This is a genomic window from Bradyrhizobium sp. SBR1B (assembly GCF_014198205.1).
GTDB lineage: Bacteria > Pseudomonadota > Alphaproteobacteria > Rhizobiales > Xanthobacteraceae > Bradyrhizobium.
In genome coordinates this window covers 452677-467385 of the sequence record NZ_JACIHC010000001.1, presented here as the reverse complement: position 1 = coordinate 467385, position 14709 = coordinate 452677, and the positions used below count along the sequence as shown (strand labels likewise).

Here is a 14709-nt window from a genome sequence, read left to right as displayed (position 1 = left end):
GTCAGCTCCTGCTCGAGCATGGGGCAGCGGAAGTGGACGACGGCCGTATCGGGCAGGCGGCAAAGTTCATCGATGAGCTCGCCTACGGTGATGATCGGGGGATGGTCGACTGCCTTGTGATGAGCCTTACTCATGGCGATTCCTCCACTCTACTCCTAACCGGAGCCGGATGGCCTCCGTTCCATCGGAGCCCGGCAGATTCGAAATCTTCAAGTGACGTGGGGAATGCGGCAGCCCCGCTGCTAGATCTTCGTCAGCCCGCAGGTCGCGGCGAGCCGCACCAGCTGCGCGTCGGTGCGCGCGCCGGTCTTAGTCTTGATCAAATAGTGGTAGTTCTGCACTGTCTTCACACTGAGATTGAGATGCGTCGCGATCTGCTCGGTGGTGGCGCCGCCGGCAAACTGACGCAGGATCTCGATCTCGCGTTCGCCCAACTGATCCAGCGCTGAGCCCGCCGACAGGCTGTCCTCGGCGAGGATGTGCGCGATATCGTCGCTCATGGCCCGCTCGCCGCGCGCGACAGCGCGGATCGCGGCGACGACGGCGGACGGCTCGCTGCTCTTGGTGACGAAGCCGCTGGCTCCCGCGCTGAAGGCGGCTTTCACCAGCACGGCCTCGTTGTGCATGGTGAAGACGAGGATCCGCGCCCGCGGACTGCGCGCGCGGATGTTGCGGATCGCCTCCAGCCCGCTCGCGCCGGGCATCGAGATGTCGAGCAAGACGACATCAGGATCATGCGCCTTGAATGCGCCGTAGGCGTCCGCGGCGTTGTCGGCCTCCGCCACGACATGCAGGTCGCCTTGGCTTTCCAGCACGCGCCGATAGCCTTGGCGGACGATCGGGTGGTCGTCTACGAGCAGCACGGAGATGCCTGTTGCTGCAACCTCGCTCATTCCGCCCTCACGCGGCGAGTGGGATGGTGGCGGCGACACTGAGGCCGCCGCGGGCGGGCAGGATCGAGAGCGATCCGCCGGCCGCCGTGACGCGCTCGCGGATGCCGGTCAGGCCGAAGCCGGCCGATTGCGAGACGCGCTCCGCATCACCGCCGCCGTCGTCCTCGACGCGGATGATCAGCGCGTCGTCCTCGCCGGCCCGGCGTTCGATGCGCAAAGAGATCTCGCGCGCCGCACCGTGACGCAGCGCGTTGGTCAGGCATTCCTGTGCCACGCGATAGGCCGTGGTGGCGGCCGGACCGCTGATGTCAGTGAGGTCACCCCTGAGATCGAGCTGGATCGTCGGCCGCGCCGCGCTCTGCGAGCGCCAGCTGTCGACGAGGTTGACGAGGCTTGCCTCGAGCCCGAGCTCCTCGGGCAGGGGATTGCGCAGCCGCTTCAGCGCATCGCGGAGCGATGCCATCAGATGATGGGTCGCCTGCGAGATCATGCGCGCATCCTGCGCGATGCCATTATCCCGGTTGTCTTTCGTGCTCGCCGTTTCGATCGTGTTGGCGAAGGCGAGAATGGCGGAAAGATTCTGTCCGAACTCGTCGTGCAGCTCGCGGGCGAGGGCGCGGCGCTCGTCGTCGCGGATCTCGATCAAGCGCCGCGTCAGCGCGGCGCGCTGCTCGGTGGCTTCCTCCAGCCGGCCGCCGAGCTCGTCGACGGCGCCGCCGATCATCGCCAGCTCCATGGAGCGGAAGCGCGGCAGTTTGGTGCGATACTGCCCGCGCGCCATGCGCTGCAGGGCGGTCACGATCGTGCGCGCCGGTGCCAGCGCATGCGCGATCGCCAGCGAAGCCAGCAGCGCGATCGCCGCCGCCATCAATAGCGCGACGTCGATCACGTTGAGGATGTATTCCCAGGCGAGCGAGACGGCGGCCGCGGCATCCGGCGTCGCGACCACGGTGCCGGCGGTCGCGGCGCGGGGACTGACGGGCCGGACCACCTCGGCGTGGCTGCCGAGGAAGGTCGGCACGATCGCGGCGAACCAGCGCGGCGGGGTCTTGCCCAGCCCTTCGCTCTGGCCGCAGAGCGGCTTCTCGAATGCCGCGGCTGGCTGGAACTCGACGCAGACGCCGGGCGAGATCAGCTTCATGGTCTCCAGGGTGCGCCAGTCCGGAACGGGCAGGAGATGCTCGCGCGCTCTGCTGCTGCGCAACAAAAGCTCGCGCCAATACAGCGCCTGAAGCGCCTGCGCGACCCGCTGCGCCGAGGCCGCAGTGGACCGGTCGACGCTGCGATAGGCGTCGAATGTGGCCCATATGGTTGCCGCGCCAAGGCACAGGGCCACGATAAGCAGCAGACGGGCGACAAGCTGAAGCACGAGGCGCATGCGATCATCCCCGACGTTTGATAAGCTCAGCCTAACAACGCCGCCGCGCCTTGCCAATTGCGGGGTGTGGCGGGACTGCTGCTCGGGCAAATTTCCCAAGCCGGATTGGGCATGGGTCTTTGGACCTGATACGGCGGCTTTGATCTAATCGACCGGAAATCTTTGCAGGCCAATCGTTGCGGGCCGGGAGCAGTGCAGCATGAGTTCGATCACGATTGGACCGATCGCGGGAACCGCGACCGACCCATCCGAGCGCAGCGCGCTCCTGTTCTGGATGATCTTCACGGGGCTCTCGATCTTCGCCGTCGTGCTGCTGTGGCGGTTCGGCCTGATCCATCTGATGCTGACCTCGGACCGGACCTACATTTCGAGCGTCATCGCGGTGCTCTATGTCCTGACCTGCGGCCACTGCTTCCTGCGCACGCGGGCGATCGCGCGTGAAGGCGCAGCGGCGAGGCGCTGCCGCGAGGCGCTCGCCGCGCCTGACGGTGGCAAGGTGCTCGATGCGAGCGCGGCGGCGCTGCCGCGCGGCCTGGTGCGCGACCACATCCAGAGCCTGCTGACGAAAGCGGCCGCGCAGGGCTACCGCCCGGTCGACCAGACGCTGCTGCTGCGGACGCTCGCGGACCGGCTGCGCGGCTCCAATGGGTTCGGCGCCTTCGTCTCGGATACGCTGATGAAGCTCGGCCTGCTCGGCACCATCGTCGGCTTCATCATCATGCTGGCGCCGATCGCGGGGCTGGATGCCGCCGACAAGGTCGCGATGCGCTCCTCGATGGGGCTGATGAGCGACGGCATGGCGGTCGCGATGTACACGACGCTCGCCGGCCTCGTCGGCTCGATCCTGGTCCGTATCCAGTACTACATGCTGGATGCCGCGACCCAGCGGGTGTTCTCGGATGCGGTGGTGCTGACCGAGACCTATGTGACGCCGGTGCTGGAGCGCAAGGGGTCTGAAAAGGGGTCTGGGATCAAGGGCGCCGGAATCCCGTCATGATGGATGATTTCGGCCTCTATCCGCGCGAGGAGCCGTTCGATCCGCTGGGCGTGATGCTGTTCAAGGCGCTCCAGGTGATCGCGTTCCTGTTCTTTCTTGCGCTGCTCGCGGTCTCCCCGGATGCCAAGGAGGGCAAGATCGACTCCAAGGCGGAGTTCATGATCACGCTGGACTGGCCGGACAGCCACCCCGACGATCTCGACCTGTTCGTGCAGGATCCCGCCGGCAATATCGCCTGGTACCGCCATCGTGAGGCCGGCTTCCTGACGCTCGATCGCGACGACCGCGGCGGGGCCAACGACTTCATCATCGTCGCTGGCAAGAAGATCGCCTCGCCCATCCGCGAGGAGATCGTCACCGTGCGCGGCATCCTCGCCGGCGAATACACCGTCAACGTCTCGCATTTCGTGGCGACGACAGGTGAGCCCGTTACGGCCAATGTGAAGGTGCAGAAGCTCAATCCGACCGCGCAGGTGGTCTTCGACAACAAGTTCACGCTCGATCACACCGGCGACGAAAAGACCGCGGTGCGGTTCCGGATCGACGCCGAAGGCAAGGTCGTCAATGTGGACCAGCGGCCGAAATCGCTGCTGGAGACGTTCCGCAGCAGCTGGCGCAACGGGGCCGATCTCGACCCGAGGACCGGGGTGAGCAGTAACGCCAAGAGGATACGCCGTGACTAATCTGCAAACGGTCATCCTCACGCTGTCGGTTGCCTATGCCGTGATCGGTGCGCTGCTGCTGATCGTGCTGGTCTATGGGCGGCTGCACTGGTCGTTCAAGGCGGTCGCGGTGGTGGTCACCAGCGCGTTCTACATCGTCAGCTTCAGCGAGATGCGCGGCCTGCTCGGTTGGGCCAGCACCGACCGGCTGCCGACGACGTTCAAGCTGCTGAAGTCCCGCATCGTCGAGCCGCATTCGCTTCAGGGTGACCCCGGCTCGATCTATCTGTGGGTCGAGCAGCTGGACGAGGACAATCGCCCGAGCGGCATTCCGCGCGCCTTCCGCGTGCCCTACGACGACAGGCTCGCCGACAAGACCCATGCCGCGGAGAACGAGATCGCTCTGGGACATCCGCAAGGCGGCCGCGCCGCCGATTTCGGCGGCGGCGATGGCAGCCTCATCGATATGGTCCGCGAATATGTGACGCCGAAGACCATTTTGGAGACCACCGGCGGCGATTCCTCGACCGGCGAATTCCTTGCCCCGCCGGCAGGCGCGCAAGGCGCCGTGTTCACGCCGATACCGCCGCCCCGGATGCCGCCAAAGGACGAGCAATAGGCCCTTCGTCATCGCCGCAGGATCATCACCACAAGGCTGCGCTGGTAAACGGCGCGGCGCTGGCGCATGGTTTTGACCTCCCTCAATTTGGCCTTACCGGCCTTCAATAAGAATTGGAGGGTGGAGGATGCGTGCTCCTAGCGGTCTTTTCGGATATCCATGGCAACAGACAGGCCTTCGAGGCCTGCCTGAAGGCCGCCCGCGCGAGGGGCGCGGAGCGGTTCGTCCTGCTTGGCGATTTCGTCGGCTATGGCGCCGATCCGGAATGGGTGGTGGATACCGCGATGGAGCTCGTTGCCCAGGGTGCGATCGCCGTCCGCGGCAATCACGACCAGGCGGTCAATTCCTCGACGGAGACCATGAACGCCGAGGCGCAAATCGCAATCGAATGGACCCGCGGCCGGCTTGATACCGCGCAGCGGCGGTTCCTGACCGAACTGCCGATGCTGGTGGAGGATAGCGATCGTCTCTTCGTGCATTCGGAAGCCTCCAGCCCCCAGCGCTGGCACTATGTCCGCTCGACGGTGGACGCCGCCAAGAGCCTGATTGCAACGCCCGCTCATGTTACGTTTTGCGGCCACATCCATCGTCCCGCGCTCTATTCGATGTCGGTGACGGCCAAGATGACGAGCTTCGTGCCGAAGACCGACGTTCCGGTGCAGCTTCTGCGCGGCCGGCAATGGCTCGCCGTGCTCGGCTCGGTCGGCCAGCCCCGCGACGGCGATCCGTCGGCAGCCTTCGTATTGTTCGACACCGAATCGTGCCAGATCACCTACTGCCGCGCGCCCTATGACATCGGGACCGCGGCGGACAGGATTCGCGACAACGGCCTGCCGCACTGGCTCGCCGATCGGCTCTCGCAGGGGCGCTAGAGGCCGATGCCGAAGCCCCTGGTCAAATCCGGTGCGTTGATCGATGGTTACACCATCGGTGAATGCGTTCATGCCGGCGGCATGGCGACGTTGTGGACGGTCACCCATCCCGGCATCGATGTACCCTTGCTGATGAAGATCCCGCGGGTGTCGGAGGGCGAGGATCCTGCCGCGATCGTCTCCTTCGAGATGGAGATGATGATCCTGCCGCGGCTGGCGGGTCCCCACGTCCCGGCCTGTTTCGGCACCGGCGATTTCGCGCACCAGGCCTATGTCGTGATCGAGCGCATCGGCGGGACCACGCTCTACAAGCGGCTGCCTGACCTGCCGTTGCCCTACGACGAAGCGCGGCAGCTCGTCGCCAAGATCGCAACCGCGCTTGCCGATCTCCACCGACAGAACGTGATCCATCACGACATCAAGCCGAGCAGCATCATGTTCCGCGAAACCGGCGAGGCGGTGCTGATCGACTACGGCCTGTCGCATCACAACCACCTGCCGGATCTCCTGCAGGAGGAATTCCGCCTGCCTTACGGCACCGCGCCCTACATGGCGCCCGAGCGGCTGTCAGGGGTGCGCGACGATCCGCGCAGTGATCTGTTTTCGCTTGGCGTGCTGCTCTATTTCTTCACGACTGGCGAGCGGCCGTTCGGCGAGGGCGAGACGATGGGCGCGATGCGGCGCCGGCTGTGGCGCGATCCGTATCCGCCGCGAAGCTTGCGCACCGACTACCCGCTCTGGCTTCAGGAAATAGTGTTGCGGTGTCTCGAGATCGAGCCGGTATGGCGCTATCCGACGGCATCCCAACTCGCCTTCGATCTCGTCCATCCGGACCAGGTCAAGCTCACCGCGCGCTCGGAGCGGGTGAAACGCGACCCAATCGGCGTCGCATGGCGTCGCCGCTTCAACCAGGGCGTCATGGCGCCGCGCGCGAAATCGGATGTCGCCGCCCAGATCGCATCGAGCCCCATCCTCGCCGTCGCGCTCGACACCGTGGAAGGCGCACCGGAGCTGAACGAGGCGCTGCGCGTGACCACCGAGCGCATCCTTGCCACCTTGCCGTCAGCACGGCTTGCCTGCGTCAACGTGCTCAAGCTGAACCGGATCGCGATCGACCGTACCCTGGACGAGCAGGGGTCCAACAAGCATATCGACCGCCTGGTCGCGCTCAGGCATTGGGCGACGCCGCTCAAGCTGGATGAGAGCCGGCTGTCGGCTCATGTGCTGGAGGCGGTCGATCCCGCCGCCGCGATCCTGGAGTTCGCCGAGGTCAACCAGGTCGACCACGTCATCATCGGCGCGCGGCAGAGCTCGTTCAGGCGCACGCTGCTCGGCAGCGTCTCGGCCAAGGTGGCTTCGGAAGCGGCCTGCACCGTCACCGTGGTGCGGCCGCCGCGGATGGCTGGGGACGCCGGCGAGCCCAATGCCGGCGAAGTGCCGGATAGACCGCCGGCCGTTTGAGGGTGGATCAGGCCGCGTGGGCGGAGTGAACGGTGCGCTTGCGGCGGATCGGCCAACAGAATTGCGGGCCGGGCTCGCCGTGATCCGGACTGCCGCCGAAATATTGGATGATCTCGCGGCAGGGCTCGCAATTGAACAGGTTACGCGACGCGGATGCCTTGGTCATTTCCTTGAGGCAGTTCGGGCAGTGCGGTTTCATGGGAGGTGGTCCGGAAAAGAGTGTCTCAGTGTCGGCGCCGCGAAGGAAACGAATGATCGAGGTCCGAACAGTCGAAACCCGGCATCGTCGTCTAGCCCGCCATCGGCTCGCTCGAGGCGGCCGAAGAAATAGTCGAGGCTCGGATGCGGGCGCCGTGGAATCCGGCACCTGCGTTTAGGCTGACGCTTCACGATAGCGATCTGCATGGACGTCAGCCCCTGTCGCGGGCGCGACGGATGTTGCGGGCCGAACGGGCCGGAGCCTCGACCGGGCCGGCCGACGGACCGAGCACGACAAACGCACTGAAACCAATCCACAACGCCACGCCAGTCCAAACCAGGGTCGTCGTCATGATGTGCTCCCGCGAAAACAGGCAGGAATCACTTGCAGTGATTTGCACGAATCAGTGAAGTCCGGGTGAGTACGGACGAAGGCTACAATTTTAAGCTTTACCCGTAGAAGCCGCAATTCTTTCCAGGTGCGACCGGCTTACTTTGCCGGTGCGCGCATGATCGAGGATATCCCGGATGCGCCGTGCGTCTCGAACGCAGCGAAACCCATAGTGCCCGGTGTAGTCGGTATCGGGCGAACGGGTCGAGCGCCCTGACGCAAAGTTGAGGTGGCCGACGCCGCCGCCGATGTCGAGGATTTCGAACACTGCATCCATGGCGTCGAACGAAGTAGCCGTCACGCTACGTCTGCTCCAGGCCGTGCGCACGATCAGCGCGCGGTGGTCGGTGATCACATAAAGCGTCTGCAGGTCTTGCAGCAGCATCACGAACGGAGCTGCAACAATCCCAACTCCAAGCATCGCGAGAGGTTGGGTCGCTTGGTCGATCCAATCGTTCCTGACGGCGATGACGGTCAGCAACAACCAGGGAAATCCGATACACCAGAGAAATCGCCACATTGCCGCGCGGGCGATGCCGTCGGGCTGCCCCTGCCAGACCACTTGCTCTCCATCCTGAAGGGACTCGGCGAGAAGACGAAGCAGGCCGGCAGAAAACAGAGTGGCGCGGAGTTCATCCATCCCCGTTGGTCGCAGCGGCAGCAGCTCCGGTTCGGACAGCGATGGTCTCAGATCGCCTCGCCGCGTGCCCCCAGTGCTGCGTTGCGGATCGCGGCGATGTTGGCTTTGTACGAGTCCAGCGTGCCGCCCTTGAACACGGATGTGCCGGCGACGAAGGCGTTGGCGCCGGCCGCGGCGAGCGCGCCCGCAACTTCAGGGCCGACGCCGCCATCAACCTCGATGTCGATCGGACGTCCGGCCGTCATCGCGCGGATGTCGCGGATTTTGCCGATCGCGGAAGGGATGAAGGCCTGGCCGCCGAAGCCGGGATTGACCGACATCACCAGCACGAGGTCGACGAGGTCGAGGACATATTCGAGCGTGCTGATCGGTGTGCCGGGATTGAGCGAGACGCCGGCCTTCTTGCCGAGCGCGCGGATCGCCTGGAGCGAGCGGTGCAAATGCGGACCGGCCTCCGCATGCACCGTGATGTGGTCGCAGCCGGCTTTCGCAAAGGCCTCGAGATAGGGGTCGCAGGGCGAGATCATCAGGTGTGCGTCGAACACCTTCTTCGTGTGCGGGCGCATCGCCTTGATGACGTCGGGGCCGTACGAGATGTTGGGGACGAAGTGACCGTCCATCACGTCGAGATGGATCCAGTCCGCGCCGGCGGCGTCGACGCTGCGCACCTCCTCGCCGAGCCTGGAGAAGTCCGAGGCCAGGATCGAGGGCGCGATTGCCAGGGGGCGGGGGGCGAAGGCTTGGGTCATGGCGGTTTCCCGTGGCGGCCGAAAGAAGATTGGGCCTCGCTAACATGGGCCTCCGTGGTCGGCAATGCAGGGCAGGCGTGCTTCCTGTGGGCGGAAATTTCTGCCGCGACCGGCATGATTTGCCGGTGTTCCCGGGCCGTCGAAGGTGCGTGGCGGCGGATTTCATTGAACTTTTTGCGCTGGCATGACGCTTGCTGACGTTACCCGACAGAACATTGGCCGCGGCATGCCGCGTCGGTTGGAGTTGTGCAATGCTGTTAGCCCTTGGCGCCGTGTCCAGCGCGCTCGACGCGATCCAGTCGCTGACGAATTCGAAGTCGTCCTCGTCGACGCAGAAGGCCGGGTCGGCGCAGAAGGCCGGATCTTCGCAGGGCGCAACCAACCCGTTCGCGATCGACAGCAGCGCGGGCAGCATGACGACCTCGTTGGTCGGCTCAGGCAGTCCGCCACAGATCGCGCCGGAGACGATGAACGCGCTGCTCGCCGCGCAGAGCCAGTCGACCGACGGCGCGAGCAGTTCGGCGAGCTCGACCTCGTCGAGTTCGTCGTCCTCGATGTCGAAGGGCCGGGAGGCTGCGCTCAAGGATCTGTTCTCTCAGATCGATGCGGACGGCGACGGCAGCATTACCAAGTCCGAGTTCGAGGACGCGCTGGGCGCCGGCGGCACCAACCTCGCGCAGGCCGACGATGTCTTCTCGAAGCTGGATGCGAACGCCGACGGCAACGTCAGCCTTGACGAGATGTCGAAGGCGCTGAAGAGCGGCCACGGGCACCATCACGCGCAAGGCGCCGGCGGCGCGGGCGATGGCTCGGATTCCTCCTCGAAGCCCAGCGGCGGATCGACCTCGACCACGACGACCGCTGCCGACGGCTCGACCACGACGACCGTCACCTATGCCGACGGCTTCAAGATGTCGACGACGGTGCCAGGCGCCTCCAGCCCCCGCAATTCGGCTTACGATCTGTTCGCGCAGTTGATGCAGCAGCAAGGCGGGCAAGGCTCTTCGGCGGCTGCCGGTTCGTCGATGTCGATGAGCGTGTGAGCGGCATCCGAGTCAGCCGGCATATTCGTGCGTGATGTCACGATAGGCGTACCGGTCGCGGATCTCGTGGTTGAAGAACGCCCCCTTTAAGCGCGTTTCCCTGAACGCCGCGGCGACCTCGGGCGGAACGTCCTCGTAGACATAGAGGCGTCCGCTAACGAAAGTCACCTTCAGCTCGCGCGTATTCGGCGCATAGCGGAAGAAGCGGATCACGGACGACGGCATGGCGGTACACCTTGGCCCGCCAGGACAACGCCGTATCCGCCGTTTCGTTGCTAGCCGAACCGGTCCATCCAGGCCGGCTGCGCTCCCGGGAACGGTAGCGCGGCTGCGCTATAGACGCCGCGGGCGATTGCGCGCGCGACCACGTTGGCCGCGACGGTGCCGAGCTCGGTGAGGCCGACCAGCGGATCGATCGGCTTCTCACCGGTGGCGGCCGCAAACAGCACGTCGCCATCCGTCGGTGCATGCACCGGGTAGATCGCGCGGGCAAAGCCGGTGTGTGCGATCATCGCGAGCCGCTTGGCCTGGGGCTTGGTCAGCACCGCGTCGGTGACGACCGCACCAATGGTAGTGTTCTCGCGCGCGTTCGCGGCAGGGCCGCCCTTGATGCGCATGCGGAGCATGTCGTCTGTGAATTTGTCCGGCAGGCCGCGTCCGCCGAACTCGCCGTTCACCTCGAACGGCGCCGCCCAGAACCAAGGTCCGTTGCCGACGGTGACGCTTCCCACCGCGTTGACGGCGACGATCGCGGCGACCTTGACGCCATCGGGCGTCACCGCCGAGGCCGAGCCGAGCCCGCCCTTGAGCGTTGCGGTGGTGGCACCGAGGCCGGCGCCGACGCTGCCGATCGCGAAGTCGGTGCCGGCGGCGGCCGCCGCGGCGTAGCCGAGGTCGCGATAGGGCGAGAACCGTCCCCAGGCCTTGTCGCCCCCATTGAGCAGATCGAACAGGATCGCGCCCGGCACGATCGGGATCAGTGCTTCCCGAACCCGGTGGCCGCGGCCCTGCTCGGCGAGCCAGGCCTGCACCCCGCCGCCGGTATCGAGACCAAACGCGGAACCGCCGGACAGTGCGATCGCGTCGACGCGCTCGACGGTGTTGGCGAGATCGAGCAGTGCGTCCTCGCGCGTGCCGGGTCCGCCGCCGCGGACGTCGATCGCCGCGACCGCCGGCTGGTCGAAGATGATCGCGGTCGTGCCGGAGGCCACTTTCGTATCTTCGGCATGGCCAACGCGGACGCCGGCAATATCGGTGAGCAGATTTTTCAAGGCGGCCTCATCGTTGAGTGCAGTTCGCGATCTGCGATAGCGCAGAGAGGACGCAGGCTCAACTGGCGAGTGCCGTCCTGAGCATCTTGGCAAGCTCGGACTTGCGGTAGGGCTTTGCCAGCAGCAGCACGCCGGAATCGAGCCGGCCGTGGTGGACGATGGCGTTCTCGGTGTAGCCCGAGGTGAACAATGTCTTCAGGTCCGGACGGCGGCGGGCGGCTTCATCGGCAAGCTGGCGACCGTTCATGTTGCCCGGCATGATGATGTCGGTGAAGAGCAGGTCGATGGTCTTGTCGTTGTCGATGATGGTCAGGGCCTCCGCGCCGTTGGCGGCCTCGAGCGCGGTGTAGCCGAGGCTCTTGACCTGGGTCACCACATATTGCCGCACCAGTGCGTCGTCCTCGACGATCAGGATCTTCTCGTCGCCGCCGGTGATGGGCGCGTTCTGGAGTACTTCGATCTCGGTCTCCTGCACGCCGCTCGAGCGCGGCAGGTAGATCTTGACGCTCGTGCCATGGCCTTCCTCGCTGTAGATCTTGACGTGGCCACCGGACTGCTTGACGAAGCCGAACACCATGCTGAGCCCGAGCCCGGTGCCCTTGCCAACCTCCTTGGTGGTGAAGAAGGGGTCGAACACCCGGTCGATCAACTCCGGCGGAATTCCGGAGCCGGTGTCGCTGACCGCGATCATCACGTAACTGCCGGCGACCATGTCGGCATTCATGCTGGCATAGCCGTCGTCGAGGAAGACGTTGCGGGTCTCCAGCACCAGGGTGCCGCCATCGGGCATCGCGTCACGCGCGTTCAGCGCGAGGTTGAGGATCGCCGTGGAAAGCTGGCCGGGGTCGACCAGAGCCGGCCATGCATCCTCGGTGAGCTGCGGCATGATGGTGATCTGCTCGCCCAAGGTGGGGTGCAACAGCTTGGCGGCTTCCAGCGCCAGCGCATTGACGTCGATCTCGCGGGGCTGGAGCGGCTGCTTGCGGGCGAAGGCTAGCAGATGCTTGGTCAGCTGCGCGCCGCGCTCGGCGGCGTCGTCGATCAGCTTGGTGATCGCAGCCAGCTCGGGCCGGTCGGCGACCGCGTCCGACAAGATGCCGATCGTGCCGGTGATGACGGTCAGCACGTTGTTGAAGTCGTGGGCGACGCCGCCGGTCAGCTGACCGATGGAATCCATTTTCTGGACCTGCCGGAACTGGGCTTCGGCGGCCTGCTTCTCGGTGAGATCCCGGCCGATGAAGAAGTGACGCTTCACCGGCTCGGACCAGGTGCCCATCCAGTTCAGCGTGACCTCGTGACCGTCGTAGTGATAGTAGCGCGCCTCGAAGCTGCGCTTGACCGCACCGCGCCGCGCCGCGCGCATCTCCTCCCGGGTTCTATCGAGGTCGTCGGGGTGAATGAACTCGGTGGCGCTGTGCCCGATCAGATCTTCCGGGCTGAAGCCGAGGATGTCCTTCACGCTGGGGCTGACCTGGATGAAATTGCCGAAACCGTCGGTGACCAGGATCAGGTCCTGCGAGGTCTCGAAGATGCGCTGGCGCTCCTCGATCTCGCGGCGAAGCTTTTCCCTGGATTGCTTCTCCTCGGTGATGTCGTGGGCGATCTTGGAGGCGCCGATGATCTCGCCGCTCTCCGCCCGAAGTGGCGAGACATTGAGGACGACGTCGAGCGCGCGACCATCCTTCCTGAGACGGACGGTCTCGTGCTGGGCAATCGACTCGTTGCTGCTGATGCGATTGAGAATGCTCCTGACTTCCGGCTTGCGGTCCTCAGGCACGATGATGTCGATCGGCTTGCCGACGGCCTCTGCGGCGGAATAGCCGAACAGGTGCTCGGCCGCACGGTTCCAGCCGGTGATGGCGCCGTTGAGCGACTGGGTGATGATGGCGTCGTTGGAGGATTCGACGACGGCGCCATACAGCGCGAGGCGCTTGCCATAGAAGTCGCGATCCGACGCCGATTGCTCGCGCAGCCTGCCGACAAGACCCACCGTCCGGGCCTGAAGGCGAACATTCTCGATCAGCAACACCGCCAGCACGAAGCTCGACGCGCAGAGGCCATAGAGACGGCCGGCGTAGAAACCGAGATCGAAGCGCACGACGTTGACGATCGCAGACAGCGCGATGTCGAACAGCCATGCGCACATCACGACCATGAGCCATATGTCGATCACCGAATGCGGGCGCCGGAACCACAGCGAAACGAGCGCGGCGAAGCTCAGCGACCAAACAAAAGACACGACCCCGATCATGGTCGGTGTGTATCGGCTGTCGCGGAGCAGGACCGGCAACAGATCGTGCTGGGCGGTGACGATCCAGGTGAAGGCAGCCATGGCCACGATGACGCCGAGCACGATGGCGTAGATCACGTTGCTTGTCGTGCCCCGGATCGTGGGGCCGCCGTCCTTTTCCTTCAGCCAGGCATAGCCCAGCACGAACAGCGGGAAGGCGCCGTGCCAGACCATGTAGAGCCAGACCGTGGTCTGACTGCCGGCGCCAAACAGCCCGGTCGGCGCGAACAGGCCGGGGAAGGTGAGGGCATGGACCAGCGCTGCCGCGGCGGTGAACAGGTAGCCGGTCGACAGCCACAACAGGGCGCGGGTCCGCAGCACCGAAAACTGCGACAGCAGCAGCACTGCCGTGATGATGTCGCTCACCGCCAGGGCGGATTGGTAGCTCGCCACGAAGGCGGGGACCGGCGGCAGCTGGATACCTGCGAACGGAACGGCCAGGGCGAACAGGATCGAGGAGACGCCGACGATCCACATTGCCGCGGTCCGGTCGGCCGGTGCGGCCGGCAGCGTTGAAAGAAATGTGCTTCGGTCGATCGCAGGCACGTTCATCTCATGCAGACCCGTTTTGAGCATCTCCGCAGTTCCAAGATACGGCAGTCTTGATCTCCACGGTTCCCACGGTAGCCCGTTCCGGGCGCGTGTCGTGAACTGTTGCAGTGACGACTCAACCGAAGGTTACAGCTTACTTAATTTTGGTGGGAGCGCGGAATAGGGATGGGTAAGATGCGCTTTACTGGGCGGTGTCATAATGCCCTGCCGCCGCGGCGGGTTCCAGGCTTGAATCATACGATTTGGATCAATCGTGGGGGTTGTTCCCATGCCTCGTATTCTCATCATCGACGACCAGAAGGACGTGCGCGCGATGGTCGCGATCGTGCTTCGGGTCAACCGTTACGAGGTTGCCGAGGCCGACAGCGGTGCGGCGGGGCTGAAAACCTTCGCGGAAGGCTCCTTTGACGCGGCAATCGTCGATATCTTCCTTGGTGACACCAGCGGCGTCGACGTCATCGCGAGCCTGCGCGAGCGTGCGCCGGGACTTCCCATCATTGCGGTGTCCGGGATGACGACGCTCGATTTCCTGGACCAAGCGCCTCACCTCGCCAACGTGGTCTGCCTGCAAAAGCCGTTTCGGCCGAACGACCTCCTGCAAGCACTGCGGAAGGCCCAGGCTGCGGCCAGCGGCGAACTGCCTGCGGCCGTCTGAACCGCCCGCGAAAAGAAACGCCCCGGGCAAGCCGGGGC

The 14709-nt window shown here is 65.3% G+C and carries 16 protein-coding genes; 7 read left to right on the top strand and 9 right to left on the bottom strand.

Features of this window, described 5'->3' with window-relative positions; translation table 11 throughout:
- Positions 1-242 precede the first annotated feature (242 nt).
- A complete protein-coding gene (locus tag GGD61_RS02445; protein WP_183230013.1) occupies positions 243-893 on the bottom strand; it encodes a response regulator transcription factor in 651 nt (216 codons plus the stop codon).
- Between the two features lie 7 nt (positions 894-900).
- Entirely contained in the window at positions 901-2271 is a 1371-nt protein-coding gene (locus GGD61_RS02440; protein WP_183230012.1) for a sensor histidine kinase, read from the bottom strand.
- 199 nt (positions 2272-2470) lie between these two features.
- On the opposite strand from GGD61_RS02440, the gene GGD61_RS02435 reads away from it, so the two are divergent.
- The 5 genes from GGD61_RS02435 (at position 2471) to GGD61_RS02415 (ending at position 6882) form a co-directional block, all read left to right on the top strand.
- Positions 2471-3268, top strand: coding sequence for a MotA/TolQ/ExbB proton channel family protein (locus GGD61_RS02435; protein ID WP_092259095.1), 798 nt, complete (start codon positions 2471-2473; stop codon positions 3266-3268).
- Positions 3265-3951 carry a hypothetical protein gene (locus GGD61_RS02430; RefSeq protein ID WP_018316554.1) on the top strand — a complete coding sequence of 229 codons (687 nt, stop codon included), beginning with the start codon at positions 3265-3267 and terminating at the stop codon, positions 3949-3951. Before GGD61_RS02435 ends, GGD61_RS02430 begins: the two co-directional genes overlap by 4 nt.
- On the top strand, positions 3944-4549 hold the full coding sequence (locus tag GGD61_RS02425; protein WP_018316553.1) for a hypothetical protein: 606 nt from the start codon (positions 3944-3946) through the stop codon (positions 4547-4549). Before GGD61_RS02430 ends, GGD61_RS02425 begins: the two co-directional genes overlap by 8 nt.
- Positions 4550-4680: 131 nt before the next feature.
- Positions 4681-5421 carry a metallophosphoesterase gene (locus GGD61_RS02420; protein WP_092259098.1) on the top strand — a complete coding sequence of 247 codons (741 nt, stop codon included), beginning with the start codon at positions 4681-4683 and terminating at the stop codon, positions 5419-5421.
- A gap of 6 nt (positions 5422-5427) precedes the next feature.
- A complete protein-coding gene (locus GGD61_RS02415) occupies positions 5428-6882 on the top strand; it encodes a bifunctional serine/threonine-protein kinase/universal stress protein (protein WP_183230010.1) in 1455 nt (484 codons plus the stop codon).
- A 7-nt stretch (positions 6883-6889) separates the two neighbouring features.
- Here GGD61_RS02415 and GGD61_RS02410 read toward each other — a convergent pair whose 3' ends face one another.
- The 4 genes from GGD61_RS02410 to rpe form a co-directional block, all read right to left on the bottom strand.
- Positions 6890-7081, bottom strand: coding sequence for a hypothetical protein (locus GGD61_RS02410; RefSeq protein ID WP_183230008.1), 192 nt, complete (start codon positions 7079-7081; stop codon positions 6890-6892).
- A 211-nt stretch (positions 7082-7292) separates the two neighbouring features.
- Positions 7293-7433: a hypothetical protein gene (locus GGD61_RS02405; protein ID WP_177237224.1), complete on the bottom strand. Its 141-nt coding sequence runs from the start codon at positions 7431-7433 to the stop codon at positions 7293-7295.
- 90 nt (positions 7434-7523) lie between these two features.
- Complete coding sequence (locus GGD61_RS02400) at positions 7524-8111, bottom strand: hypothetical protein (RefSeq protein ID WP_183230006.1); 588 nt, start codon at positions 8109-8111, stop codon at positions 7524-7526.
- Positions 8112-8158: 47 nt separating this feature from the next.
- Entirely contained in the window at positions 8159-8860 is a 702-nt protein-coding gene (gene rpe, locus GGD61_RS02395) for a ribulose-phosphate 3-epimerase (RefSeq protein WP_183230004.1), read from the bottom strand.
- A gap of 251 nt (positions 8861-9111) precedes the next feature.
- On the opposite strand from rpe, the gene GGD61_RS02390 reads away from it, so the two are divergent.
- Positions 9112-9903, top strand: coding sequence for an EF-hand domain-containing protein (locus GGD61_RS02390; RefSeq protein WP_183230002.1), 792 nt, complete (start codon positions 9112-9114; stop codon positions 9901-9903).
- A gap of 12 nt (positions 9904-9915) precedes the next feature.
- On the opposite strand, the gene GGD61_RS02385 is transcribed toward GGD61_RS02390, so the two are convergent.
- From GGD61_RS02385 to GGD61_RS02375, 3 genes are read right to left on the bottom strand one after another with little or no spacing between them, the layout of a single operon-like run.
- The gene (locus tag GGD61_RS02385) at positions 9916-10128 is read right to left on the bottom strand and encodes a KTSC domain-containing protein (protein WP_183230000.1); all 213 of its coding nucleotides are present in this window, start codon (positions 10126-10128) and stop codon (positions 9916-9918) included.
- 50 nt (positions 10129-10178) lie between these two features.
- A complete protein-coding gene (locus GGD61_RS02380; RefSeq protein ID WP_183229998.1) occupies positions 10179-11174 on the bottom strand; it encodes a P1 family peptidase in 996 nt (331 codons plus the stop codon).
- Between the two features lie 58 nt (positions 11175-11232).
- Positions 11233-14040, bottom strand: coding sequence for a PAS domain S-box protein (locus tag GGD61_RS02375; protein ID WP_092259119.1), 2808 nt, complete (start codon positions 14038-14040; stop codon positions 11233-11235).
- A 244-nt stretch (positions 14041-14284) separates the two neighbouring features.
- Here GGD61_RS02375 and GGD61_RS02370 point away from each other — a divergent pair, with 244 nt between their 5' ends.
- Entirely contained in the window at positions 14285-14671 is a 387-nt protein-coding gene (locus GGD61_RS02370) for a response regulator (protein WP_018316541.1), read from the top strand.
- Positions 14672-14709 lie beyond the last annotated feature (38 nt).

Bases quoted from the DNA above. Each gene is read 5' to 3' on its own strand.
- GGD61_RS02415 (WP_183230010.1), top strand. From the start codon at position 5,428: ATGCCGAAGCCCCTGGTCAAATCCGGTGCGTTGATCGATGGTTACACC.
- GGD61_RS02390 (WP_183230002.1), top strand. From the start codon at position 9,112: ATGCTGTTAGCCCTTGGCGCCGTGTCCAGCGCGCTCGACGCGATCCAG.
- GGD61_RS02400 (WP_183230006.1), bottom strand. From the start codon at position 8,111: ATGGATGAACTCCGCGCCACTCTGTTTTCTGCCGGCCTGCTTCGTCTT.
- GGD61_RS02370 (WP_018316541.1), top strand. From the start codon at position 14,285: ATGCCTCGTATTCTCATCATCGACGACCAGAAGGACGTGCGCGCGATG.
- rpe (WP_183230004.1), bottom strand. From the start codon at position 8,860: ATGACCCAAGCCTTCGCCCCCCGCCCCCTGGCAATCGCGCCCTCGATC.
- GGD61_RS02440 (WP_183230012.1), bottom strand. From the start codon at position 2,271: ATGCGCCTCGTGCTTCAGCTTGTCGCCCGTCTGCTGCTTATCGTGGCC.
- GGD61_RS02445 (WP_183230013.1), bottom strand. From the start codon at position 893: ATGAGCGAGGTTGCAGCAACAGGCATCTCCGTGCTGCTCGTAGACGAC.
- GGD61_RS02435 (WP_092259095.1), top strand. From the start codon at position 2,471: ATGAGTTCGATCACGATTGGACCGATCGCGGGAACCGCGACCGACCCA.
- GGD61_RS02410 (WP_183230008.1), bottom strand. From the start codon at position 7,081: ATGAAACCGCACTGCCCGAACTGCCTCAAGGAAATGACCAAGGCATCC.
- GGD61_RS02375 (WP_092259119.1), bottom strand. From the start codon at position 14,040: ATGCTCAAAACGGGTCTGCATGAGATGAACGTGCCTGCGATCGACCGA.
- GGD61_RS02405 (WP_177237224.1), bottom strand. From the start codon at position 7,433: ATGACGACGACCCTGGTTTGGACTGGCGTGGCGTTGTGGATTGGTTTC.
- GGD61_RS02385 (WP_183230000.1), bottom strand. From the start codon at position 10,128: ATGCCGTCGTCCGTGATCCGCTTCTTCCGCTATGCGCCGAATACGCGC.
- GGD61_RS02430 (WP_018316554.1), top strand. From the start codon at position 3,265: ATGATGGATGATTTCGGCCTCTATCCGCGCGAGGAGCCGTTCGATCCG.